Source organism: Streptomyces sp. NPDC017676 (genome assembly GCF_044329325.1).
Classification (GTDB): Bacteria; Actinomycetota; Actinomycetes; order Streptomycetales; family Streptomycetaceae; genus Streptomyces.
Genome location: NZ_JBIRJA010000001.1, coordinates 422,358 through 445,357, shown reverse-complemented (window position 1 = coordinate 445,357; position 23,000 = coordinate 422,358). Strand labels below are relative to the sequence as shown.

The window sequence follows — 23,000 nt, the reverse complement described above, 5'->3', positions numbered from 1 at the left end:
GGTTAGTCGAGGAGGAGTGTCCGATGTCCAGCGCCCGCGATCCCCGCCCGCTCACCGGCGAGCCGCTCGCGCTCGACCTGCTCAACACCCGGTGGAACAGCGACGGCGTCACCCAGGACCTGCTCGCGGACACCGAAGGGCTGGCGGTCTGGCTCGCGAGCAACGGGCTGGCCGGAACCCACCCGGCCGACGCGGCGGCGCTGCGCCATCTGCGCGCGGCGCGCGAGGCGATCGAGGCGGCCGTGGACGGGTCACCGGAGCGGGCGGCGCCGCTCGTGGACGCCGTACTGGAGCACGGCCGCATCCGCGCCCGGCTCACCGCCGGCGGTCCGGCCGAGGAGCCCGAGTTCACCGACCCCGCCTGGGGCCCGGCCTGGCTCGCCGCCCGGAACTACCTGGACCTGCTCACCCGGGCCCCCGAGCGGATCCGCACCTGCGCCGGCGGCGGCTGCATCCTGCACTTCTTCGACACGTCCCGGAACGGCACCCGCCGCTGGTGCTCGATGGCCGCGTGCGGCAACCGGGCCAAGGCCTCCCGGCATTACGCCCGTTCCAAGGAGGGGTGAGCGAATTCCGGTCCATACCGGCCGGATTCACTCATATCCCATCGCGGGTTTTCCCCATACCTTGATTTCGATTCGGTCAACGGTCCCCAAAATCGCAACACTTCGGTCAGGCTGAGCGCTCCCGTCCGCTCGTTCCTTGACCTGAGGGATGCCGATGACCCACATGCCCGAGCGTGATCCGATAGCCGGTCCGAGACGCCTGGCCCGCATAGCCGTGGCCGTGGGCGTCGTGGCCGCTCTCTCCGCGGCGGGGCCGGTACCCCTGGCCCTCGCCGCGGACCCGGCCCCCGCCCCGGCCGCCGACTCCGCCGTCAAGTCCGCCCACGACAAACTCGGCTCCGACGACGCCGCCCTGCTCGCCGAGGCCAAGGCCGACGGCGACAAGAGCGTCACGATGATGATCGCGACCTCGCCCGGGAAGACGGAGCAGGTCGCCGGGCAGCTGGACGCGGTCGAGGGCGGCCTGGTGGGCCGTACCGACGACAAGCTCGGTTACGTCCGCGCCACCGTCCCGACGGGCCGGGCGGACTCGGCCATCGCCGCCGCCGCGAAGCTCTCCTCCGTCCAGGCGATCGACCTCAAGCAGGAGATCCCGCTCGACGACCCGACGCCGAACGGCACCAAGTCCTCGGCGGCCAAGGGGACTTACCCGGCGCCCGGCAAGAAGACCCCCGCCGAGAACCCGTACAACCCGTCCTTCGAGACGGGTGCCGTCGACTTCGTCGAGGACCACCCCAAGGCGGACGGCCGCGGCATCACCATCGGCATCCTGGACTCCGGCGTCGACCTCGGCCACCCGGCCCTGCAGAAGACCACCACCGGCGAGCGGAAGATCGTCGACTGGGTGACGGCGACCGACCCGGTCGTGGACGGCGACGGCACCTGGCGGCGGATGACCACCGGTGTCGCGGGCCCGTCCTTCTCCATCAGCACCGCCTCACAGGGCACCGAGAAGTTCACGGCGCCCAAGGGCTCGTACAAGTTCAACTACATGTACGAGTCCGCCACCGCGGGCGGCGACGAGAAGGGCGACCTCAACCGGGACGGTGACACCACCGACGCCTGGGGCGTGCTCTACGACCCGGCCGCCGGCACGGTCCGCGTCGACACGAACGACAACCTGGACTTCACCGACGACCCGGCGATGAAGCCGTACAAGGACGGCTACCAGGTCGGGTACTTCGGCACCGACGACCCGGCGACGGACGTCGTGGAGCGCGTCCCCTTCGTGGTCGAGACCCGCAAGGACGTCGTCTACAACTCCTCCGGCGCGAAGGCCGACTACGTCAACATCGGCGTCATCGAGTCCGAGCACGGCACCCACGTCGCCGGCATCACCGCCGCCAGCGGCCTGTTCGGCGGCAGGATGAACGGCGCGGCGCCCGGCGCCAAGCTGGTCTCCTCACGGGCCTGCACCTGGACCGGCGGCTGCACCAACGTCGCCCTCACCGAGGGCATGATCGACCTCGTCACCAAGCGCGGGGTCGACATCGTCAACATGTCGATCGGCGGCCTGCCCGCGCTGAACGACGGCAACAACGCGCGCGCCGAGCTGTACACCCGGCTCATCGACACCTACGGCGTCCAGCTGGTGATCTCCGCCGGCAACTCCGGTCCCGGCGCCAACACCATCGGCGACCCCGGCCTCGCCGACAAGGTGATCTCCGTCGGCGCGACCATCTCCAAGGAGACCTGGGCCGCCAACTACGGCTCGGTCGTGGAGAAGAAGTACGCGATGATGCCCTTCTCCTCGCGCGGCCCGCGTGAGGACGGCGGCTTCACCCCGACCCTGAGCGCGCCCGGCGCCGCGATCAACACCACCCAGACCTGGCTGCCGGGCTCCCCGGTCGCCGAGGCGGGCTACTCGCTGCCGGCCGGCTACTCCATGCTCCAGGGCACCTCGATGGCGTCCCCGCAGGCCACCGGCGCCTCCGCGCTGCTGCTGAGCGCCGCGAAGCAGAAGGGCATCGACCTCACGCCCGCCGGGCTGCGCACCGCGCTGACCTCGACCGCCCACCACATCAAGGGCGTGCAGGCGTACGAGGAGGGCGCGGGCCTCATCGACATCGTGGACGCCTGGGAGGCCGTCAAGGACGGCGCCACCGCGCACGACTACACCGTGAAGGCCCCGGTCGACACCGCGATCGACTACGCCCTGAAGACCCCCGGCTTCGGCACCGGCCTCTACGACCGCGAAGGCGGCCTGAAGGCCGGCGAGAAGAAGACGTACGACGTCACGATCACCCGCACCTCCGGCCCGGACAAGGCGGTCCGGCACGAGCTGCGCTTCGCGAACAACGCCGACGGCACCTTCCGGATCGTCGGCGACGACGACGTCAGACTGCCGCTGAACCAGCCGGTCACCGTCAAGGTCCAGGCGGCCCCGAGGTCCGAGGGCATCAAGAGCGCGATCCTGGAGGTCGACGACCCGCGGACCGAGGGCACCGACAAGCAGATCCTGTCCACCGTCGTGGTCGCGGCCCCGGTGAAGTACGCCTACTCCGCGTCCGGTTCGGTGCAGCGCAACAGCACGCGCTCCTACTTCCTGACCGTGCCCGAGGGCGCGACCTCGCTGGAGGTCGCGATCGGCGGGCTGAAGGACAAGAGCCAGACCCGGTTCATCGCCATCCACCCGTACGGCGTCCCGTCCGACAACACCTCGACCCCGTACTGCTACAACAACTACCTGGACGGCAACGGCTGCAAGCCCGACGTGCGCTCCTACGCCGACCCGCAGCCCGGCGTCTGGGAGGTCGAGGTCGAGGCCCGGCGGACCTCCCCGCTGCTCGACAACCCGTACCGGCTGGACGTCACCGTCCTCGGCGCCGCCTTCGACCCGGAGACCGTGACCGTCCCCGAGGCCAAGGCGGGCACCCCGGCCACCGCCTCCTGGAAGGTGACCAACGCGTACGCCGCGCTGGACGGCAAGCTGGTCGGCGGCCCGCTCGGCTCCGCCAAGACCGCCCGCCCGGCCATCAAGGAGGGTGAGACCCAGACCACCACGGTGGAGGTCCCGGCCGGCGCCACCTCGCTCGACGTCGCCATCGGGGGCGTCTCGGACACCGCGGCCGACCTGGACCTGACGGTGTACGACGCGTCCGGCAAGGAGGTCGGCAAGTCCGCCGACGGTGACTCGGAGGAGGCGGTGTCCGTGCCGTCCCCGGCCGCCGGCACCTACACCATCGAGGTCGTGGGCTACTCCGTCCCGTCCGGCTCGACCGACTACGACTACCGGGACGTGTTCTTCTCCACCGCGCTCGGTTCCGTCACGGTCGACGGCTCGGCCCCGGTCAAGCTCGGCACGGGCGACTCGGCGACGGTGACCGGCCAGGTCACGGCCGCCGCCCAGGCTCCGGCCGGCCGCGAGTTCTTCGGCCGGGTCCAGCTCGTGAACGCGCACGGCACGGTCGCGGGCAGCGGCAGCGTGAAGATCGAGAAGGTCACGCCGTAACGGGGTGACACGCACGGAGAGGGGCGGGCGTCCTGACGGACTCCCGCCCCTCTTCGTGTCACCCGCGGCCGCGGCGCGGGCCACCGACCCCTCGGCGCGCAGACTGACCGCCTCACCGCCGTCGACGTCCACGTGCCCCTCCGCGAGACGCCGGAGGAGCGGGAGGCGTTCGGCGCGGCCGGACCTCTGCGCGCCGGGTCGGCCCTGGAACGCCGGGGCAGCGCGAGACGTTCGGTGCGGCCGGACCTTCCTCCCGGCTCAGGAGCCGCCGTCGGAGGGGCAGGTCAGGCCCCGGGACCCGGGCAGGGCGTCGGTGATCCACGCGCGCTCGGCCGCCACCCGCCGGTCGCCCACGGCCCACAGGCTCGCGTACCGCTCGCCCCGGCCGACCCGTACGAGCACGTGCTGTCCCGCGCGGGGTGCCGGCCGCGCCTCCGCGTCGAGCAGGAAGCGGACCTCGGCCGGGCCGTGCGCGGGCCGGTAGGAGCGAGCCACGGTCAGCGTGACCCGGCTGCCGGGGCCCCCCTCGTCCCGTTCCACCCGCGCCACGGTGCCCTCCACGACGAGCCGGGAACAGGCCAGCTCCCGCTCCGGGGCCGCCGGCCGGCCGCCGGCCCCGGCCTCCTTGCCCGTCGCGTCGGCATTCCCCTTGGCCGCTGACGAGGCCCCGCTCTTGTCGTCCGCCCCGCCGCCACCGCCCTCGGCCACCAGCCAGCCGAAGCCCAGGACCAGGGAGAACGCCGCGGCACCGGCGAGCGAGCCGAGTGCGATCCGCAGGGCCCGGCGCGGCCCGCCCGCCCGTCCGGGGCGAGGCGGCCGGGCCGGCCGGGTGGGAACGGAGGGGCGGGTACGGTCGCGGGAGCGCCGGGCGGTGGACAGGGCGGGGCGCAGGGCGGAGACGGGGTCCGGGGACGACTCGGCCTCCTCCACGGTGTCCTCCCCCGTCAGCGCCCCGGCCAGCCGCGCGAGCTGGTCCCGCAGCACGGCCACGTCGGCCTCGGCCGCCCGGTGTTCGGCGAGGAGGACGGGGTCCCGCCGGGCCTCCTCCGGCAGGGGGTCCCCGGTGATCGCGGCCATGAGGGCGTCCATACCGTCGTACCCCCCGTGCTCGCGGTCCTCGCCGTTCCCGCACTGCTCCCCGCGCTCGCCGTACTCGGGGTTCCCCCGCTGCCTCCCGGGCTCCGCGTGCTCGCCGTTCTCCAGCTGCCCCCCGGGCTCGCCGTACTCGCGGTTCCCCTGCTGCCCCCCGCGCTCCTCGTGCTCGCGGTCCCCCCGCGGCCGCCTCTGCTCGCCGTACTCGCCGTCCCCCCGCTGCTCCCCCCGTTGTCCGTGCCCCCGCTGCTCCCCACGCTGTCCGTGCTCCCGCTGCCCCCCGCGCTGTCCGTGCTCCCCGTGCTGTCCGGCGCTTCCTGCGCCCCGCGCGTCCTCGTGTCCGGCGGTCATGTCACGCCACCTCGTCCTCGTGCAGCCGGTCCCGCAGTGCGCGGACCGCCGTGTGCAGCCTGCTCTTGACCGTGCCCTCCGGGATGTCCAGCTCCTCGGCGATGGCCCGCACCGGCAGGTCGGCGAAGAAGCGCAGCACCACCACCTGCCGCTGGGCGGCGGGCAGCTCGTCCAGTCCCCGGGCGACGGCGAGGGACAGCAGACTGGTCTCCTCGCCGGAGGCGTGCGCGGGTGCGCGCAGCGCGGCCAGCCGCTCCCCCAGCCGTTCCTGGCGCCGCTTGGCCCGGTGCCAGTCCATGGCCAGGTTGGAGGCGACCACCGCCGCCCACGCCGACACGTCCCGCGGCGCCTCGCGCCCGCTCGCGGCCCGCTCCAGCAGCCGCAGCCGGACCTGCTGCACCCCGTCCGGCAGGTCCGACTGCGGCACACCGCCGAGCGCGAGCACCGCCCGCACCCGGCGTTCCTGGGCCGCGTCCAGCGGATCGTCGCCGGCACCGTCCGTGCCGGCGGCGTACGCCGCCCCTCGGTCGCGGCGCGCCTTTCCGCGCAGCACAAGCCACCCCCTCACGCGTTTGCCCCTACGACGTGGCGGCGGGCCGAAACGTTCGGCCGGCGCCGGAAGTCTTCAGAGGCGTACGTCACACCCTCGTATGGCCGGGACCCGGACGGGCAGGGACGGGACAGCACAGCTTCCGGCGCGGGCCCCCGGCGGAGGGAATTCCTGCAGCTCAGCCGGGTGCCCGGCGGAGGTCTGGAACCGTCCGGCGGGTGATCGTGTCCCACTCTTCGGGCACACATGACAAAGAATTGGACAGGTGGACCGGGGTCGGCCGCATGATGGAAACGCCCCGGTCAGGCAAGAGACACATAGAGGGAGTCGCTGTGAGGGTCGGAATCGTCGGAGCCACCGGTCAGGTGGGCACGGTCATGCGCAGGATCCTCACGGAGCGGAACTTCCCGGTCACGAAGCTGCGCCTGTTCGCCTCGGCCCGTTCCGCCGGGACCGTGCTGGACGGCGTGACGGTGGAGGACGCGGCGACCGCCGACTACACCGGCCTGGACATCGTCCTCTTCTCCGCGGGCGGCGCGACCTCCAGGGCACTGGCCGAAAAGGTCGCCTCCCAGGGTGCCGTCGTGATCGACAACTCCTCGGCCTGGCGCAAGGACCCCGAGGTCCCGCTGGTGGTCTCCGAGGTGAATCCGCACGCCATCGCCGACCGCCCCAAGGGCATCATCGCCAACCCGAACTGCACCACGATGGCCGCGATGCCGGTGCTCAAGCCGCTGCACGAGGAGGCCGGCCTGGAGGCGCTGGTCGTCGCCACCTACCAGGCGGTGTCCGGCTCGGGCCTCGCGGGCGTGGCCGAGCTGCACGGCCAGGTGCAGAAGGTGGCCGCCGAGGCCGACAAGCTCACCCACGACGGCGCCGCGGTCGACTTCCCCGAGCCGCAGGTCTACAAGCGCACCATCGCCTTCAACGTGCTGCCCTTCGCCGGCAACCTCGTCGACGACGGTCTCAACGAGACCGACGAGGAGCAGAAGCTGCGCAACGAGTCCCGCAAGATCCTGGAGATCCCCGGCCTGAAGGTCTCCGGCACCTGTGTGCGCGTGCCGGTCTTCTCCGGCCACTCCCTCCAGGTCAACGCCCGCTTCGCCCGCCCGCTCCCGCCGGAGCGCGCCACCGAGCTGCTCGCGAAGGCGCCGGGCGTGGCCCTCTCCGACATCCCCACCCCGCTCCAGGCGGCCGGCCAGGACCCGTCGTACGTCGGCCGTGTCCGCCGCGACGAGACCGTGGAGAACGGCCTCGCCCTGTTCATCTCCAACGACAACCTCCGCAAGGGCGCCGCGCTGAACGCGGTCCAGATCGCGGAACTGGTGGCGGCGGAACTCTCGGCGAAGTAACCCGCACCTCGCAACAAGGGGCGGCCCCTCCCGGCCGCCCCTTTCCCGTGTCCCGGCCGCCCCCTTCCCGCGTCCCCGTGCCACGCTGACGTCACGGACGCCGGTGGCGCTCCCGCCTGCCCCGCCACCACGTCCGCAGCCACAGCACCTGGACCCCGCCGAGGGCGAGGACTACCGCCAGGGAGTCCAGCCACTGGGCGAGCGGCCGGCCCGGTCGCAGACGGGCTGCGGAGCGGGCGAGGAGAGCGATGTCGGCGGGCAGGGTCACGGTGGCCAGGAACCCCAGGCACAGGGCGGTGCCGAGCACGAGGACCAGGCTGTAGGCGGCCTGGGCCGTCCCGGCGGTGAGCGATCCCCGTCCCTCGCCCGAACCGCGGCGCGAGATCGCGCAGGCGGCCGGGCTGCTGCTGGCCCGCACCGGCGAGCTGAAGGCACTGCTCGGGGGCGCCCCGGCCGACGGCGTACCCGAAGACCTGCTGCCCCTGCGCACCGCCGCCCGGGAGCTGCTGGACGTGGCGCCGTCGATCGCCGCCGGCTGGGCCGGGGAGCGCGCCGGCTCCCGGGGTCATTTCGCCACCCTCGCCGTGGCCGCCCGCCGCATCCCGCTGCGCGCGGCGGCCATGATGCGCCGTGCCCTGTCCACCACCGCCCCCGGCACCGCCGACGCCCTCACGGACCTGGTCCGCGAGTGGTGCCGGGAGCTCGACAAGACGTACGAGCCGCGCTGGATCCCGGTCTCCGCGCAGACCGCACTGCACCTGCGCACCATGCTGGACCTCGCCGACCGGCTGTGCGGGTGACAGGACCGTCGCGGCCGGCCGCGCGGGGGGGCGAGGCGGCGGCCCGGTCCGCACCGTCGGCCACCGCGCCCCGCACCCGTCCGGCCTACCCCCGTCGCACCTCGTACAGGAAGCACCCGTACTCCACCGCCCGCACGTGCACCACCGCCACCTCCGGGTCGGCGAGGGCCTCCGTCAGGGCGGGGCCGAAGGCGTCCGCGTGCTCCACCAGGCGGCCGCCGAGGATGCGGCCGTCGGCCGAGTAGCGGCGCAGGACGCGGTGGGAGTTGGTGAAGGGCAGGGCGTCGCCGGCCGGGCCGGGGCACTCCTCGGCGTGGATGAAGACGGGGCCCTGTTCGTCGTAGGCCCCCGGGTCGGCGCCCGTCGCGGCCGCCCAGCGGCGCAGCGGCGCGTACGAGACCAGGGCGATCAGCTCGCCCGGCGTGCTGTGGCGCAGGCAGCAGCGCAGCGGGGCGCCGCCCTCCGCGTCCGGCACGGCGGCCATGGGGCGGCCGGCGTCGTCGGCGGTGCGCAGCTCCTTGAGGACCTCGGCCGGGACGGGCCGTGCGGTGTACGTCGTCATGCGCCCAGCGTCCCGCCGCGGCGCCGCGCCGACCGGCGGGATACGGACATCGCGGTCCCCCTCGATCCCATGGAAGGATGACGCAACCGACACATAACGAGGAGATGACCGCGTGCCTGGCACAAACCTGACTCGCGAAGAGGCGCAGCAGCGGGCCGAGCTGCTCACCGTTGACTCGTACGAGATCGATCTCGACCTCTCCGGCGCGCAGGAGGGCGGTACCTACCGGTCCGTGACCACGGTGCGCTTCGACGTGGCCCGCGGTGGCACCGAGTCCTTCATCGACCTGGTGGCCCCGGCCGTCCACGAGGTGGTCCTCAACGGTGACCACCTGGACGCCGCCGAGGTCTTCAAGGACTCGCGGATCGCGCTGCCCGGGCTGCTGGAAGGGCCCAACGTCCTGCGGGTCGTCGCGGACTGCGCCTACACCAACACCGGCGAGGGCCTGCACAGGTTCGTCGACCCGGTCGACGACCAGGCCTACCTGTACACCCAGTTCGAGGTCCCGGACGCCCGCCGCGTCTTCGCCTCCTTCGAGCAGCCGGACCTGAAGGCCACCTTCCAGTTCACCGTGAAGGCGCCCGAGGGCTGGACGGTCATTTCCAACTCGCCGACCCCGGAGCCCAAGGACAACGTCTGGGTCTTCGAGCCGACCCCGCGGATCTCCACGTACATCACCGCGCTGATCGTCGGCCCGTACACTTCCGTGCACAGCGTGTACGAGAAGGACGGGCAGTCCGTGCCGCTCGGCATCTACTGCCGGCCCTCGCTCGCCGAGTTCCTGGACTCCGACGCGATCTTCGAGGTCACGCGGCAGGGCTTCGACTGGTTCCAGGAGAAGTTCGACTACGCCTACCCGTTCGAGAAGTACGACCAGCTCTTCGTGCCCGAGTTCAACGCGGGCGCGATGGAGAACGCGGGCGCGGTGACCATCCGCGACCAGTACGTCTTCCGGTCCAAGGTGACCGACGCGGCGTACGAGGTCCGCGCGGAGACCATCCTGCACGAGCTGGCCCACATGTGGTTCGGCGACCTGGTCACCATGGAGTGGTGGAACGACCTGTGGCTGAACGAGTCGTTCGCCACCTACACCTCCATCGCCTGCCAGGCCGCGGCCCCCGGCTCGCGCTGGCCGCACTCGTGGACGACGTTCGCGAACTCGATGAAGACCTGGGCGTACCGGCAGGACCAGCTGCCGTCCACGCACCCGATCATGGCGGACATCCGCGACCTGGACGACGTCCTCGTCAACTTCGACGGCATCACGTACGCCAAGGGTGCGAGCGTGCTGAAGCAGCTCGTCGCGTACGTCGGTGAAGACGCGTTCTTCAAGGGCGTGCAGGCGTACTTCAAGGCGCACGCGTTCGGCAACACGCGCCTGTCCGACCTGCTGGGCGCCCTGGAGAAGACCTCCGGCCGCGATCTGAAGACCTGGTCGAAGAAGTGGCTGGAGACGGCCGGGATCAACACCCTGCGCCCGGAGGTGGAGACCGACGCCGAGGGCGTGATCACCTCCTTCGCCGTCCGCCAGGAGGCCCCGGCGCTGCCGGCCGGCGCCAAGGGCGAGCCGACCCTGCGCCCGCACCGCATCGCGATCGGCCTGTACGACCTGTCCGACGCGGGCAAGCTGGTGCGCGGCGAGCGGATCGAGCTGGACGTGGACGGCGAGCTGACCGCCGTACCGCAGCTCGCGGGCAGGCGCCGCCCGGCGGTGATCCTCCTCAACGACGACGACCTGTCGTACGCGAAGGTCCGCCTGGACGAGGAGTCCCTGAAGGCCGTCACCGAGCACCTCGGCGACTTCGAGGCGTCCCTGCCGCGCGCCCTGTGCTGGGCGTCGGCCTGGGACATGACGCGGGACGCCGAGCTGGCCACCCGCGACTACCTCTCCCTGGTGCTGTCCGGCATCGGCAAGGAGTCCGACATCGGCGTCGTGCAGTCCCTGCACCGCCAGGTCAAGCTGGCCATCGACCTGTACGCCGCCCCGGCCACCCGCGAGGCCCTGCTGACCCGCTGGACCGACGCCACGCTGGCCCATCTGCGCGCGGCCGAACCGGGCAGCGACCACCAGCTGGCCTGGGCGCGTGCCTTCGCGGCGACCGCGCGCACCCCGGAGCAGCTCGACCTGCTGGAGGCCCTGCTCGACGGCACGCAGACCGTCGAGGGCCTGGCCGTGGACACCGAGCTGCGCTGGGCGTTCGTCCAGCGGCTCGCGGCCGTCGGCCGGTACGACGAGGCGGAGATCGCCGGCGAGTACGAGCGGGACAAGACGGCGGCCGGCGAACGGCACGCGGCCACCGCCCGCGCGGCCCGCCCGACGCCGGAGGCCAAGGCGGAGGCCTGGTCCTCGGTGATCGACTCCGACAAGCTGCCGAACGCGGTGCAGGAGGCCGTGATCGGCGGCTTCGTGCAGACCGACCAGCGGGAACTCCTCGCGCCGTACACGGACAAGTACTTCGAGGTCGTCAAGGGCATCTGGGACTCCCGTTCGCACGAGATCGCCCAGCAGATCGCGATCGGCCTCTACCCGTCCGTCCAGGTCTTCGAGGAGACCCTGGCCAAGACGGACGCCTGGCTGGCCTCGGCCGAGCCGACCGCGGCCCTGCGCCGCCTCGTCTCGGAGTCCCGCGCGGGCGTCGAACGGGCCCTGAAGGCCCAGGCGGCGGACGCGGCGGGCTCCGCCGGGTAACGGCCGACACGGCGACGGGGGCGCCCGGTACGACACCGGGCGCCCCTGTGCGTCGGTGGTACCGGCGCATGCCGATGCCGGGCGGGCAGGAGCCCGTCCGGCATCGGGTCGGGTTCAGCGGTCCGGGACCGTCACCGGCTTCTACGGTCCGCTTCACCGGTTCTGCGGTCCGGGACCGTGATCGGCTGTCAGTTGACGACGACCACCACGGCGCCGCCGCCTCCGTAGCCGTAGCCGTAGCCGCCGTAGCCGTAGCCGCCGTAGCCGGGGACGAAGCCCGGGCCGTAGAAGCCGTTGCGGAAGCCGCCGTAGAAGCCGTTGCCGTAGCAGTTGTTGAACCCGAAGCCGCGGTCGAAGCAGCCGCGGTTGATCGTGACCTGATGCGGGGTGGCCGCCGAGGCCGTACCCGCCGTACCGATCGCGGCACCACCCGCCAGGAGGACGCCGGCGGTGGACACCGCGAAGAGACGCCTCACGCTACGTGCTGTCATGGGCTACCTTCCTTCCACGCCCTCGCGGGGTTTCCGGTCCGGGGGCGATGGCCGCGGCCGCGGTGCGAACGTGGCACGGCGCGGTCGTAGGTGTTGCCGCGGGGGACGAGCAGCAGCCCTGGCCACAACGGCTGCCGCCCCAGTGGTACGGGGATCTCGCCGCCTGCGGCGGGCACACCCCTGATCGCGGCCCTTTTACTTCACGCTAACCGGCCTCCGCTGAGTCAGCATCTCGGACCGCGACGGACCGTGACCGCCCGGCCGCCGCCGCTTCCGTCCGGTGAACGCTCCTCGCCCGCCTCCCCCCTGCCCCGCCACCGTCGCCCCGAACGCCAGCGCCAAGCCCGCGAGCTGCACCGGGGTGAGCGTCTGGCCGAGGGCCGCCCAGCCGGTGACCGCCGCGGTCAGCGGGGAGAGGGGGCCGAGGAAGGCGGCCTGGGTGGCGGAGAGCCGGCCGATGCCACGGAACCAGAGCCAGTAGGCGACGGCCGTGTTGGCCAGGGCGAGGTAGAGGTAGCCGCCGGCGGCACGGGCGTCGAGGGCGGGCGGGGCGCCCTCGGCCAGGAGGGCGACCGGGGCGATGAGCAGGCCGCCCGCGGTGAGCTGCCAGCCGGTGAGCGCGAGCGGACCGACCCCGTCCGGGCGGCCCCAGCGCTTGGTCAGCACGGTGCCGGCGGCCATGGCCGCGGTGGACGCGACGGCCGCGAGGACGCCGACGAGGTCGAGCGCGCCGGCCCCCTTGAGCACGACGAGGCTGACGCCGAACGCGGCCACCAGCCCGGTGAGCAGCGTGCGCCGGGTCGGCCGCTGCCCGAGGAGCAGGGCCGAGAGCCCGACGACGAACAGCGGGCCGGCCGAGCCGACGACCGCGGCCATCCCGCCGGGCAGCCGGTACGCCGCGACGAACAGCAGCGGGAAGAACGCGCCGATGTTCAGCGCCCCGAGCACGGCCGCCTTGGCCCACCAGGCACCGCGCGGCAGCACCCGGGTGAGCGCGAGCAGCAGCAGCCCGGCGGGCAGGGCCCGCGTCAGGGCCGTGAACAGGGGGCGGTCCGGCGGCAGGAACTCGGTGGTGACCGCGTAGGTGGTGCCCCAGGAGACCGGGGCGAGGGCGGTGACGGCGATGACTGGGGTGAGGGGACGGGTCGGCATGGGAGGGTCCCTTCCGGGCGTGGCTGCCTGGTGGCTCGCCTCTAAGTAGCTTAGCTCTAAGCTACTTACCGTCAAGTGGCTTTCTTGCGGGCGAGCGGAACTGGGCCGATACTCTGCGCATGCAGCCACAGCCCGCGGACCCCGTCGACGCGATCATCGAGCAGTGGGCGCGCGTGCGGCCCGACCTGGACACCCGGGCGATGGAGGTCTTCGGCCGGATCTTCCGGCTCTCGCGCGCGATGGGCGACCGGATGGAGAGGGCGTACAAGCCCTACGGCATCTCCCGCGGTGAGTTCGACGTCCTGGCCACCCTGCGCCGGTCCGGCGAGCCGTACACCCTCTCGCCCCGCGAGCTGTCGGCCACGCTCATGCTCACCACCGGCGGCATGACCGGCCGGCTCGACAAGCTGGAGCGCGCGGGACTGCTGCGCCGCTCCCCCGACCCGCACGACCGGCGCGGCCTGAGGGTGACCCTCACCGAGGAGGGGCTGCGGCTGATCGACGAGGCGGTGGGCGCCGGACTGGCCCAGGAGAGCGCCGCCCTGTCCGCCCTGGACGCCGAGGAGGCCGGCCGGCTGGCCGGCCTGCTGCGGAAGCTGCTGGACGTGACGGCCGAGCAGTCGTCGTAGCCGTCACCGCACGTCACTCGGTGGGGCCGGCGGGAGCGGCGGGGCCGATGTGGTGGGCGAGCGCCGCCTCGATCCGTGCCGGGCCGGCCGAGTCGGCGGCCCAGGCCGCGTGACCGTCGGGGCGCACCAGCACGGTGGTACGGCGGCCGGACGCCCACCGGGCCACGGCCAGGCGGTCCGCGCGGCCGGCCCCCGCCCCGTAGGGCTCCGGGGTGATCAGCACGAACCGTCCGCCGCGCAGCGCCTCGTACAGCCGTCCGCCGCCGGCCAGGTCCACGTCCGGGACGCGGGCGCCGGTGAGCGGGTGGGCGCCGCGGGGCGCGGGGTAGCGGTGGCCGATGCCGGTGATCTGGCCGACGACCCTGCGCCGGGCCGGGCCGACCGCGTCGAGGAACGCGGTGAGGGCCCCGCGCGCCGCCAGCGTCCAGGGACGCTTGGCCATGGCGAGGCGGACGATCCCGCCGCTGCTGCGCAGCACCGCCCGGCCGACGGGGTGCCGCTCGGCCTGGTAGGTGTCGAGCAGCGCGGGGTCCGCGTGCCCGCCGGCCACCGCGGCGAGCTTCCAGCTCAGGTTCGCGGCGTCCTGGAGCCCGGTGTTCATGCCCTGGCCGCCGGCCGGGGTGTGCACGTGCGCGGCGTCCCCGGCCAGGAAGACCCGCCCGACCCGGTAGGCCGGCGCCTGGCGCTCGTCGCTGTGGAAGCGGGACATCCAGCGGGCGTCGTGCATCCCGAAGTCCCGGCCGAGGGCGAGGCGGGTGATCTCCTTGATCTCGGCGAGGTCCAGCGGCTCACTGTCCGGGACGTCACGGCCCCGGTGCCAGCCGATCACCCGGTGGTAGCCGTCGCCGAAGGGGGCGAGGAAGGCGAACGCGTCGCCGACCGCGTTGACCGTCAGCAGGGTCGGCGGCTGCTCGGCGAGCCGGACGTCGGCGAGCACGACGGACCGGATCACCGACCGGCCCGGGAACGGCAGCCCGATCGCCTGCCGCACGGCGCTGCGCATGCCGTCCGCACCGACGACGTACGCGGCCCGCAGCGTCTCCGTACGGCCCTCCGGCCCGCCGGCCTCGACCGTCACCCCGTCCGCGTCCTGGGTGAGCCCGGTCAGCTCCGTCTCGTACCGGAACTCGGCCCCCGCCTCGACCGCCCGCCGCTCCAGCGCCTTCTCGACCTCGTACTGCGGGAGGACGAGGAGGTGGCGGTAGCGGGAGGGGAGCGCGGAGAGGTCGACGGTGAGCCGGCCGAAGAGGCGGAGCCGGTCCAGGGGCTGCCCCACGGACTCCAGGCCGTCGGCGAGGCCCCGCGCGTCGAGCTGTTCGAGGGTGCGGGCGTGCAGGACGAAGGCGCGGGAGAGGTTGCTGATCCCGTGCGGGCGCTTCTCGACGACGGTGACCGGGACGCCGGCCGTGGCGAGGTCACCGGCGAGGAGGAGGCCGGTGGGGCCGGAGCCGACGACGAGGACGCGCGGGGCGGGGGTGCCGGTGGTGCCGTCAGTGCTGGTGGAGCCCGTGGTGCCGGTCATGGTGACCTCCTGGGGTGCCTACACCTGTTGGCCAACGAGTGTTGGCCCACGCTAGTTGGCCAACGAGCGTTGGTCAACGCTTGTTGGCAACCGTAGGCCCGGCCCGGAGGTGGAGTCAACACTTGTTGGCCAACAGCGGTTGGCCTACGCTCGTTGGCATGACAGCACGCCGCTCCGACGCCACTCGCGCCGCCATCCTCGCCGCCGCCCGCGACCGCTTCGCCGCCGACGGCTACGAGCGGGCCACCATCCGGGCCATCGCCAGGGACGCGCGGATCGACCCGTCCATGGTGATGCGGTACTTCGGCAGCAAGGAGGGCCTGTTCGCCGCGGCCGTCGCGCTCGATCTGCGCCTGCCCGACCTGACGCCGGTGCCCCGCGAGGAGGTGGGCCGCACGCTGGTCGGCCACTTCGTCGACCTGTGGGAGGAGAACGACGAGCTGACGGCCGTCCTCCGGGTCGGGGCCACCAACGACGCCGGGGCCGAGCGGATGCAGGGCATCTTCCGGGAGCAGCTGCTGCCGGTGGCCCGCCAGGTGTGCCCGGACCCCGAGCAGGTCCCCGCGCGGGCCGCGCTGTGCGCCGCCCAGCTCCTCGGGCTGGCCCTCACCCGTTACGTGCTGCGGCTCCCGCCGGCCCGCGCGCTCCACCGCGAGGAACTGGTGGCATGGCTGGGCCCGACGGTGCAGCGCTATCTGACCGCGCCGAGCCCCTGACCGGCCGGGCGGGGAGAAACGCCGGGGGCGCCGGTCCCACCCGGGTACGGCTTGCGCGCGTACCGACGGGAGGACCGGCGCCCCCGGCGAACGGACCGACGGTCGCTCAGGCCTTGGCCCGGGCGTCGGACTTGACGTTGATGTTGGACGAGGTGGTGTCCTTCTTGGCCCGGGACTTGTCGAGGGCCATCACCAGACCGGCGATGACCAGGAACAGCACCACCGGGGCGAAGACGTAGAGGCCCAGCGTCTCGATGACGCTCAGGCCCTTGCCGGGGTCGTCACCGTCGTCGCGGGTCAGCGCGAGCGCGGGGGACGACATGAGCAGCATCATCAGCGTCGTACCGGCGGCCAGGGCGCCGGCGCGCAGGGCGTTCTTCTTGTCCACGGAATCACGTTAGCGAACCGCCGTCGGGGCCGCGCGGCCGGGGTGCCCGTACGGGGACGGGGGCGGTCAGCGCAGCACCTCCAGCAGGGCCCTGAGCCGGGGTGAGGCCACCAGTTCCTCCAGCGGCACCGGGCGGCCGTCGGAACCCGCGACCGGCAGCCGCCAGTTCGGGTACTGGTCCCAGGTGCCCGGCAGGTTCTGCGGGCGGCGGTCGCCGACGCCGTCCGGGAGCCAGACCCCGATCAGCCGGGAGGGGGTGCGCAGCAGGAAGCGGTGGACGGCGCGGATCTCCTCCTCCTCGTCGGAGCCGGGCGGTCCGGCCGCCGGGCTGTCCAGCAGACCGAGGCTGCCGAGCAGGGCGAGCCACTCCGCGGTGTCGGCGGCGGCCTCCGCGCGTTCCTCGGCGGCCGAACGGGTCAGCAGACCGAGGCGGTCGCGCAGCTCGACGTGGTCGCCGGTCAGCCGGGCCGCGGTGGGCGGCAGGTCGTGGGTGGTGGCGGTGGCGAGGCAGTCGGCGCGCCAGCGCTCGGGCGGCAGCGGGTGGCCGTCGCCCTCCCAGTCCCGTTCGAACCAGAGCACGGAGGTGCCGAGCACCCCGCGCCGCTGGAGCGTCTCGCGCACGCCGGGTTCGACGGTGCCCAGGTCCTCGCCGATCACGACGGCGCCCGCGCGGGTCGCCTCCAGGGCCAGGATCGCGAGCATGGCGTCGGCGTCGTAACGGACGTAGGTGCCGTCGGTGGGCGGGCTGCCCTGGGGGACCCACCAGAGCCGGAACAGGCCCATGACGTGGTCGATGCGCAGGGCGCCGGCGTAGCGGAACAGGGCGCGCAGGAGGTCGCGGTAGGGGGCGTGGCCGGTCGCGGCGAGCCGGTCGGGGCGCCAGGGCGGCAGGCCCCAGTCCTGGCCGCGGGCGTTGAAGGCGTCCGGCGGGGCGCCGACGGACATCCCGGCGGCGAACACGTCCTGCTGGGCCCAGGCGTCGGCGCCCGCCGGGTGCACGCCGACGGCGAGGTCGTGCACGATCCCGACCGGCATGCCGGCCTCACGGGCGGCGCGCTGGGCGGCGCGGAGCTGGCCGTCGGTGAGCCAGGCGAGGCGCGTGTGGAACTCCACCCGGTCGGCGAGCTCCCCGCGCGCCCGGGCGGTGGCGGCCGAACGGGGGTCGCGCAGCCCGTCCGGCCAGTGGTGCCAGTCGGAGCCGTGGACCTCGGCGAGGGCGCACCAGGTGGCGTGGTCGTCCAGGGCCCGGCCGTGGGCGGCGCGGAAGGCGTCGTAGGCGGCCTGGCGGCCGGGCCCGAGGGGCACCCGCGCGACCAGTTCCAGCGCCTCCCGCTTCAGCTCCCACACGGCGTCGCGGTCGATGAGGGCGCCCTTCTCCAGGACGGCGGCGCGCAGCCGCCCGGCCCGCTCCAGCAGCTCGCCGAGCCGCTCGCGGTCCTCGACGTACGCGTACTCGGGGACGTCCTCGACCCGCAGGTGGACGGGGTCGGGGAAGCGGCGGGAGGAGGGACGGTACGGGGAGGGGTCGGTGGGGGCTCCGGGTACGGCCGCGTGCAGCGGGTTGACCTGGACGAACCCGGCGCCGGCGGTGCGTCCGGCCCAGCCGGCCAGCTCGGCGAGGTCGGCGAGGTCGCCCATGCCCCAGGAGCGGTGGGAGAGCAGGGAGTAGAGCTGGACGAGGAGGCCGTAGGAGCGGCCGGGCGGGGCCGGCAGCCGGTCCGGGGCGACGACGAGACACGTCTCACCGGTCCGCCCGTCGGGCGCGGTGGCGGTCAGCCGGTGGACGCCGAGCGGAAGATCCCCGGCGCCGTCCCGCTCCTGCCCGTCCTCGGTCTCGACGCGCAACCGGGTGCCGGCGGGCAGCGCGGTGAGGGCGGCGGGCGGTTCCGCGCCGGCCCACTGGACCAGCGTCGGCGGCAGCAAGCGCTCGCGCAGCTCGCGTTCCCGGGCGGCGAGGGCGGCGCGTACGGCGTCCGGGCCGGCCGTGTCGACTCCGAGGGCGGCGAGGGCGGCGGTCACGGCGGAGGCGGGGACCTGGACGGTACGGTCCGGGGCGGGGCGGTAGGACGTGGCGACCCCGTGCAGCTCGGCGAGCCGGGCGAGGTCCGCGGTGGGGTGCTCGTCGGGCGCCGCGGCCATCTACAGCCCCGGCGCGAAGGAGTCCGGGACCGGGTCGGACTCGCTGGTCAGCGGGGCGGCCTCGGCGAGTGGGGGCTCACTGGTCAGGGGCTCGGCGTCGGGCAGCGGCGGCTCGCTGGTCAGCGGTGCCTGGGCGCAGGCGCTCTCCGCGCTGAAGACGCACAGCGACGTCGTGTCGGTCTCGGCGGACGGCTCCGCCACGGGTTTGAGCTGGGCCGGGATCGTGAGTCGGGCCGGTGCGGCCACGGGGGCCTCCCTTGTCGGTGCGGATGCTGCGGCTTGGGACGGTTACGGCAGGCCTACCCCGTGAGCCCGCCGCCACGCGCGGCAAAAACCGGCGCCGGGGGTGATCCGGCACCGGTCCGGTGATCGATAGAGGGGGTGTGAGACTGTTCCGCCCCATGGGGGGCCAGCGGGAGAAGGACGACGGGAGCGGCGGGGACGCGGCCCTGTTGCGGGCCGTCGCGCACGGGGACGCCTCGGCGATGGCCGCCCTGTACGACCGGCACGCCGGGTGGCTGCACGCGCGGCTGACGCGCCGGTGTGCCGACCCCGAGCTGGTGCGGGAGGTGCTCCAGGACACGTTCGTCACGGTGTGGCGGTCGGCGGCCGGACACCGCGGGCAGGAGGCCGGCGGCTGGCTGTGGACGATCGCCGCGCGCCGGCTGGTCGACGCGCGGCGGGCGCAGGAGCGGGCCGCGCGGGCCTCGGCACCGTTGCCGGAACCGGGATCCTCCGGACGGTACGAGTCCGCCGCCGCGCCGTCCGCCGAGGACCGGGTGCTGGCGGGTCTGGAGTACGGCGACGTGGGCACCGCGCTCGACCGGATCTCCCCCGAGCTGCGGGAGGTGCTGCGGGCGACGGTCGTCGACGGGCTCAGCACCCGTGAGGCGGCCCGGCTCCTCGGCATCCCGGAGGGCACGGTCAAGTCCCGGGCCCGCCGCGCCCGCGTGGAACTGCGCGAAGCGCTGGCCCAGCTGAACCCGTCCCCGTTGGGAGGCACGGCATGACCCCCCGCGACAGCCACCCGTGGCACGTCCCCGACGACCAGGTGACCCACTACGCCGAGGGTTCCCTGCCGGACCCGGACGCCTGGTCCCTGGAGAAACACGTGGAGGACTGCGCGAGGTGCGCGTCCCGGGTGTCGGCCGCGGTGGCCGGCACGGCGGCGGGACCGGTGCTGGCGGCGGTACGAGCGGCGGTGTTGGAGTCGGCCCCGGGGGCGGTCGGGGCGAAGGGAACGCTCCCCGGCGGGGCGACGGTGCCTCAGCCTGCGCCGGGGGCGGTCGCCGCGACGGAACCGGCGGCCGGCCGCGCCTCCGGGCCGGAGTCGGCACGGGCGGCGAAGACGCCCGCACCGGGGACGGCCGTACCCGCGCGGCCGTCGGTCGGCGCGGTCGGCGGGCGGCCCGTGGTGTCGCGGCTCGCCCGGCTGCTGTGGGCCGCAGGGCCCGCCGTGCGCGGGGCCTGGCTGCCGGCCGTGCTGGGCGTGGCCGTGGCCGCGCTGGCCCTGTCGTACGGGGCCGGGTTCCCTGGGGCACGCGCGCTGCTGCTGGCCATCGCTCCCGTGGTGCCCGTCGCCGGGGTCGCCCTGTCCTACGGCCCGCACGCGGACCCCTTGCACGAGGTCACCGCGGCCACACCGGGTGGCGGGCTGCGGCTGGCGCTCACCCGTACGGTCGCCGTGCTGGCGGTGAGCCTGCCGCTGCTGACCCTCACCGGGCTGCTGCTGCCCGCCTCCGGCGCCCCGGCCGCGGCGGCCTGGCTGCTGCCCGGGCTGGCGCTGGCGCTGGCCTCGCTGGCCCTGGCCTCCTTCGTCGGGTGCCGGGCCGCGGCCGGGGTGACGGGCGGTGGCTGGCTGTGTGCCGTCCTGGCACCGGTGGCCGTCGCACCGGGCGGTGCGGCGACCCTGCGGCTGGCCGAGCAGCTCTCCCGCTGCCTGGACGGCGTCGCCGCGCAGAGCGCGTGGGCGGCGGCGGCCGTCCTGAGCGCCACCCTGCTGACGGCGCGGCGTCCGGCGTACGACCGCCCGTTGCGCCCGTGACGGCCTCCGCACCGCTCCCCCCGACGAGTCCCGCACCGCAGCCACGCTGACCAGGCTGACCAGGCTGACCAGGGGCTGTCGCCCCGGTCGCTGCCGGCCACGCCCGGAGCCGCCGGTGGCCATGCCCCGCGCACGACCACCCGTCACACCCCGGACCCCTGACCGACCCCGGCCCGCGCAACCACCCCCGCACCCCGCCCCCGACGGCCCTGCTCACAACCACAACCACCCACCACGCCCCCGATGCCGCCGCTCACGCGCGGCCCCGACCGGGTACCGGGGCCCGCCGACGGGTCCCCGTGCCCTCCCCTGGAGAGACGATGAGTTCCATACGTGTGACCGGCCTGCGGGTCCGGCACCGCAAGACGCTTGCCCTCGATTCGCTCGACCTGGTGCTGGGCACCGGTGTGCACGGGCTGCTGGGGCCGAACGGGGCCGGGAAGACCTCGCTGATCCGGGTGCTGGCCACGGTGGCGCGGCCGGACGCCGGCCGGGTGGAGCTGCTCGGGGAGGACACCGCCGGTCACCGAGGGCTGGCCGGGGTGCGGCGCCGGCTGGGCTACCTGCCCCAGGAGTTCGGCTACTACCCGGGCTTCACCGTGCGGGAGTTCGTGGCGTACGTGGCCTGGCTGAAGGAGATGCCGGCGGCGGACGTGCCGGCGGCCGTGGAGCGGGCGGTGGCCCGGGTCGGCCTCGCGGACCGTATCGACGCCAAGGTCCGGACGCTGTCCGGCGGCATGGTCCGCCGGGTCGGCATCGCGCAGGCCGTCGTCAACGACCCCGCCGTGCTGCTGCTGGACGAGCCGACCGCCGGTCTGGACCCGGAGCAGCGGGTGGAGTTCCGCGAGTTGCTGCGCGAGCTGGGCGCCTCGGCGACGGTGGTGGTCTCCACCCACCTGGTGGAGGACGTGGCCGCCGCCTGCACCGAGGTCACCCTGCTGGACGCGGGCCGGATCGCGTACCGGGGCACGCCCGAGGCGCTCACCCGGCTCGGCGAGGCGTCGGACGGGCCGGGCGACCACCCGATCGAACGCGGGTACACGGCGGCGCTGCGGGCGCACCGCGCGCCGGCTGCGCGGGAGGCGGTGCGATGACCCTCGTCACCGAGCAGGTCACCGAGCCGGCGGCGGCCCCGCGTGCGCCGCACCCGCTGCGCGCCGAGTGGGTGCGGGGTTTCGCCCCGTGGGCCGGGGCCGCCGTACTGCTGACGGTCGGCGTGACGCTGTGGGCGAAGGCGGACCAGTGGCAGGGCGGCTGGTCGGAGACCGCCGGCCAGGTGCACTCGGCGATGCTGATCGCCCTTCCGCTGGCCGCGGCGGCGGGCTGCTGGCAGGGTGGCCGGGAGCGCCGGCGCCGTACCGAGGAGCTGTGGGGGACGACCGTACGGCCGCCGCTGGCCCGTCTGCTGGCCGCGGCACTGCCGGTGACGGTCTGGGTGGCCGTGGGCCACCTGCTGACCGTGGCCCTGGCCCAGCTCGCCACCTGGCCGTACGCCCAGGGTGACCGCCCCCACCTGACGCTGGTGCCCGGGGACACGGTCGCCCTGGCGGCGGGCGCGCTGACCGGGCACGTGGTGGGCCGGGCGGTGCCGACGCGGCTCGCGGCGCCGCTGCTCGCGATGGCCGGCTATGTGGGCCTCGGGATGGTGACGACCGACCTCTCGGCCCCCGGCCGGGTCCTGAGTCCCACCGTCCCGCCCTTCGCCGGCGGACTGCCCGTGTGGTGGCAGCCGTGGGCCATGGCGGTGTGGACGGGCGGACTGGCGGTCGCCGCCGCGCTGGCGTACGCGGCGCGGCGCCGGGTGACGGCCGTGCTGCCGCTGGCCGCCGCGCTGGCCGCGGGCACCCTGCTCGCGCAGACCGGGAACGGCCTGTGGCACGCCGACCCGATCGCCCGCCGTCAGGTGTGCGACACCTCGGTCACCCCGGCGGTGTGCGTCAACGCCCGGTACGCCGGGATGCTCCCCCAGGTCAGGGACGCGCTGTCGGGGGTCACGGACAAGCTGGACGGCGTGCGGAACCTGCCGGTGCGGTGGGCGGACCACAGCGGCGCCCCGCGCGCCGGCGAGGCCCAGCTGCCGGGCATCACCCCGCTGGGCTGGTCGGCCGTACGGGGGCGGCTGACCGATCCGGAGCAGTTCGCGTGGGAGGCCGTCGCCGCGCTGGAGGGCTACGACTGTCCCGGGCAGACCCGGACGGCCCGGGGGGCGCTCAGGGCGGACGACGCGGTGGAGTACTACCTCGCCCCGACCTCGGCGCGGAAGACGATCGACGAGGACGACTCCCGGGGTGACGCGGCCCGGCGCGCCGACCTGCGCGAGCGCCGCGCCGCCCGGGCGCGGCTGACCGGCATGGACGAGCGGACGCGCCGGGAGTGGCTGTCGGCCTACTTCGCGGCCCGCGCCGACTGTGACGCCAAGGGGGTGCCGGCCCTGTGACCGGACTGGGCTCGAAGGAGGCGCCGGCCCCATGGCCGGACTCGGCTCGAAGAAGGCGCCGGCCCCATG

Annotated in this window: 21 protein-coding genes; 11 read left to right on the top strand and 10 right to left on the bottom strand. The window is 74.6% G+C overall.

Going from position 1 to position 23,000, the window contains the following annotated elements; translation table 11 throughout:
* Positions 1–23 precede the first annotated feature (23 nt).
* Together ACH4LD_RS01970 and ACH4LD_RS01965 are read left to right on the top strand one after the other, a co-directional pair.
* Entirely contained in the window at positions 24–566 is a 543-nt protein-coding gene (locus ACH4LD_RS01970; protein WP_132786246.1) for a CGNR zinc finger domain-containing protein, read from the top strand.
* A 154-nt stretch (positions 567–720) separates the two neighbouring features.
* On the top strand, positions 721–4,017 hold the full coding sequence (locus tag ACH4LD_RS01965; protein WP_398053261.1) for a S8 family serine peptidase: 3,297 nt from the start codon (positions 721–723) through the stop codon (positions 4,015–4,017).
* Between the two features lie 258 nt (positions 4,018–4,275).
* On the opposite strand, the gene ACH4LD_RS01960 is transcribed toward ACH4LD_RS01965, so the two are convergent.
* A complete protein-coding gene (locus ACH4LD_RS01960; protein WP_398053260.1) occupies positions 4,276–5,460 on the bottom strand; it encodes a hypothetical protein in 1,185 nt (394 codons plus the stop codon).
* A gap of 1 nt (position 5,461) precedes the next feature.
* Positions 5,462–6,013 (bottom strand): sigma-70 family RNA polymerase sigma factor, encoded by a 552-nt coding sequence (locus tag ACH4LD_RS01955; protein ID WP_132786318.1) that lies wholly within the window; start codon positions 6,011–6,013, stop codon positions 5,462–5,464.
* A 329-nt stretch (positions 6,014–6,342) separates the two neighbouring features.
* Here ACH4LD_RS01955 and ACH4LD_RS01950 point away from each other — a divergent pair, with 329 nt between their 5' ends.
* Positions 6,343–7,362: an aspartate-semialdehyde dehydrogenase gene (locus ACH4LD_RS01950; protein WP_132786244.1), complete on the top strand. Its 1,020-nt coding sequence runs from the start codon at positions 6,343–6,345 to the stop codon at positions 7,360–7,362.
* A gap of 91 nt (positions 7,363–7,453) precedes the next feature.
* Here the strand turns inward: ACH4LD_RS01950 and ACH4LD_RS01945 are convergent, their stop codons facing one another.
* On the bottom strand, positions 7,454–7,669 hold the full coding sequence (locus ACH4LD_RS01945) for a hypothetical protein (RefSeq protein ID WP_398053258.1): 216 nt from the start codon (positions 7,667–7,669) through the stop codon (positions 7,454–7,456).
* Positions 7,670–7,706: 37 nt separating this feature from the next.
* Between ACH4LD_RS01945 and ACH4LD_RS01940 the strand changes: the two genes are divergently transcribed.
* Positions 7,707–8,162: a hypothetical protein gene (locus tag ACH4LD_RS01940; protein ID WP_398053257.1), complete on the top strand. Its 456-nt coding sequence runs from the start codon at positions 7,707–7,709 to the stop codon at positions 8,160–8,162.
* A gap of 85 nt (positions 8,163–8,247) precedes the next feature.
* On the opposite strand, the gene ACH4LD_RS01935 is transcribed toward ACH4LD_RS01940, so the two are convergent.
* Positions 8,248–8,724, bottom strand: coding sequence for a DUF1203 domain-containing protein (locus ACH4LD_RS01935; protein WP_398053256.1), 477 nt, complete (start codon positions 8,722–8,724; stop codon positions 8,248–8,250).
* Positions 8,725–8,836: 112 nt separating this feature from the next.
* Between ACH4LD_RS01935 and pepN the strand changes: the two genes are divergently transcribed.
* Complete coding sequence (gene pepN / locus ACH4LD_RS01930; protein ID WP_398053255.1) at positions 8,837–11,413, top strand: aminopeptidase N; 2,577 nt, start codon at positions 8,837–8,839, stop codon at positions 11,411–11,413.
* A 188-nt stretch (positions 11,414–11,601) separates the two neighbouring features.
* Here pepN and ACH4LD_RS01925 read toward each other — a convergent pair whose 3' ends face one another.
* Together ACH4LD_RS01925 and ACH4LD_RS01920 are read right to left on the bottom strand one after the other, a co-directional pair.
* Complete coding sequence (locus tag ACH4LD_RS01925; RefSeq protein ID WP_398053254.1) at positions 11,602–11,904, bottom strand: hypothetical protein; 303 nt, start codon at positions 11,902–11,904, stop codon at positions 11,602–11,604.
* Positions 11,905–12,099: 195 nt separating this feature from the next.
* Positions 12,100–13,056, bottom strand: a complete 957-nt coding sequence (locus ACH4LD_RS01920; protein ID WP_398053253.1) for an EamA family transporter — start codon at positions 13,054–13,056, stop codon at positions 12,100–12,102.
* 119 nt (positions 13,057–13,175) lie between these two features.
* On the opposite strand from ACH4LD_RS01920, the gene ACH4LD_RS01915 reads away from it, so the two are divergent.
* Positions 13,176–13,685: a MarR family transcriptional regulator gene (locus ACH4LD_RS01915; protein WP_132786239.1), complete on the top strand. Its 510-nt coding sequence runs from the start codon at positions 13,176–13,178 to the stop codon at positions 13,683–13,685.
* A gap of 13 nt (positions 13,686–13,698) precedes the next feature.
* Here ACH4LD_RS01915 and ACH4LD_RS01910 read toward each other — a convergent pair whose 3' ends face one another.
* Positions 13,699–15,207 carry an FAD-dependent monooxygenase gene (locus tag ACH4LD_RS01910; RefSeq protein ID WP_398053252.1) on the bottom strand — a complete coding sequence of 503 codons (1,509 nt, stop codon included), beginning with the start codon at positions 15,205–15,207 and terminating at the stop codon, positions 13,699–13,701.
* Between the two features lie 158 nt (positions 15,208–15,365).
* Here ACH4LD_RS01910 and ACH4LD_RS01905 point away from each other — a divergent pair, with 158 nt between their 5' ends.
* Complete coding sequence (locus ACH4LD_RS01905) at positions 15,366–15,923, top strand: TetR family transcriptional regulator (RefSeq protein WP_398053251.1); 558 nt, start codon at positions 15,366–15,368, stop codon at positions 15,921–15,923.
* A gap of 106 nt (positions 15,924–16,029) precedes the next feature.
* On the opposite strand, the gene ACH4LD_RS01900 is transcribed toward ACH4LD_RS01905, so the two are convergent.
* From ACH4LD_RS01900 to ACH4LD_RS01890, 3 genes are all read right to left on the bottom strand, one after another.
* On the bottom strand, positions 16,030–16,311 hold the full coding sequence (locus ACH4LD_RS01900; RefSeq protein ID WP_103810356.1) for a hypothetical protein: 282 nt from the start codon (positions 16,309–16,311) through the stop codon (positions 16,030–16,032).
* A gap of 66 nt (positions 16,312–16,377) precedes the next feature.
* Positions 16,378–18,450 carry a 4-alpha-glucanotransferase gene (malQ, locus tag ACH4LD_RS01895; protein WP_398053250.1) on the bottom strand — a complete coding sequence of 691 codons (2,073 nt, stop codon included), beginning with the start codon at positions 18,448–18,450 and terminating at the stop codon, positions 16,378–16,380.
* The gene (locus ACH4LD_RS01890) at positions 18,451–18,696 is read right to left on the bottom strand and encodes a hypothetical protein (protein WP_103810354.1); all 246 of its coding nucleotides are present in this window, start codon (positions 18,694–18,696) and stop codon (positions 18,451–18,453) included.
* 155 nt (positions 18,697–18,851) lie between these two features.
* Here ACH4LD_RS01890 and ACH4LD_RS01885 point away from each other — a divergent pair, with 155 nt between their 5' ends.
* The 4 genes from ACH4LD_RS01885 to ACH4LD_RS01870 all read left to right on the top strand — a co-directional run bounded on the left by ACH4LD_RS01885 (position 18,852) and on the right by ACH4LD_RS01870 (position 22,931).
* Positions 18,852–19,460, top strand: a complete 609-nt coding sequence (locus tag ACH4LD_RS01885; RefSeq protein ID WP_398053249.1) for an RNA polymerase sigma factor — start codon at positions 18,852–18,854, stop codon at positions 19,458–19,460.
* Positions 19,457–20,494: a zf-HC2 domain-containing protein gene (locus ACH4LD_RS01880; protein ID WP_398053248.1), complete on the top strand. Its 1,038-nt coding sequence runs from the start codon at positions 19,457–19,459 to the stop codon at positions 20,492–20,494. The genes ACH4LD_RS01885 and ACH4LD_RS01880 overlap by 4 nt, the downstream gene beginning before the upstream one ends.
* A 320-nt stretch (positions 20,495–20,814) precedes the next feature.
* Positions 20,815–21,588, top strand: coding sequence for an ABC transporter ATP-binding protein (locus ACH4LD_RS01875; RefSeq protein WP_207928415.1), 774 nt, complete (start codon positions 20,815–20,817; stop codon positions 21,586–21,588).
* Positions 21,585–22,931, top strand: coding sequence for a hypothetical protein (locus ACH4LD_RS01870; protein WP_398053247.1), 1,347 nt, complete (start codon positions 21,585–21,587; stop codon positions 22,929–22,931). Before ACH4LD_RS01875 ends, ACH4LD_RS01870 begins: the two co-directional genes overlap by 4 nt.
* The last annotated feature ends 69 nt before the right edge of the window (positions 22,932–23,000 follow it).

Coding starts and splice junctions, on each gene's coding strand:
- ACH4LD_RS01970 (WP_132786246.1), top strand. CDS start 24: ATGTCCAGCGCCCGCGATCCCCGCCCGCTCACCGGCGAGCCGCTCGCG.
- ACH4LD_RS01965 (WP_398053261.1), top strand. CDS start 721: ATGACCCACATGCCCGAGCGTGATCCGATAGCCGGTCCGAGACGCCTG.
- ACH4LD_RS01960 (WP_398053260.1), bottom strand. CDS start 5,460: ATGACCGCCGGACACGAGGACGCGCGGGGCGCAGGAAGCGCCGGACAG.
- ACH4LD_RS01935 (WP_398053256.1), bottom strand. CDS start 8,724: ATGACGACGTACACCGCACGGCCCGTCCCGGCCGAGGTCCTCAAGGAG.
- ACH4LD_RS01925 (WP_398053254.1), bottom strand. CDS start 11,904: ATGACAGCACGTAGCGTGAGGCGTCTCTTCGCGGTGTCCACCGCCGGC.
- ACH4LD_RS01920 (WP_398053253.1), bottom strand. CDS start 13,056: ATGCCGACCCGTCCCCTCACCCCAGTCATCGCCGTCACCGCCCTCGCC.
- ACH4LD_RS01915 (WP_132786239.1), top strand. CDS start 13,176: ATGCAGCCACAGCCCGCGGACCCCGTCGACGCGATCATCGAGCAGTGG.
- ACH4LD_RS01910 (WP_398053252.1), bottom strand. CDS start 15,207: ATGACCGGCACCACGGGCTCCACCAGCACTGACGGCACCACCGGCACC.
- ACH4LD_RS01905 (WP_398053251.1), top strand. CDS start 15,366: ATGACAGCACGCCGCTCCGACGCCACTCGCGCCGCCATCCTCGCCGCC.
- malQ (WP_398053250.1), bottom strand. CDS start 18,450: ATGGCCGCGGCGCCCGACGAGCACCCCACCGCGGACCTCGCCCGGCTC.
- ACH4LD_RS01885 (WP_398053249.1), top strand. CDS start 18,852: ATGGGGGGCCAGCGGGAGAAGGACGACGGGAGCGGCGGGGACGCGGCC.
- ACH4LD_RS01880 (WP_398053248.1), top strand. CDS start 19,457: ATGACCCCCCGCGACAGCCACCCGTGGCACGTCCCCGACGACCAGGTG.
- ACH4LD_RS01875 (WP_207928415.1), top strand. CDS start 20,815: ATGAGTTCCATACGTGTGACCGGCCTGCGGGTCCGGCACCGCAAGACG.
- ACH4LD_RS01870 (WP_398053247.1), top strand. CDS start 21,585: ATGACCCTCGTCACCGAGCAGGTCACCGAGCCGGCGGCGGCCCCGCGT.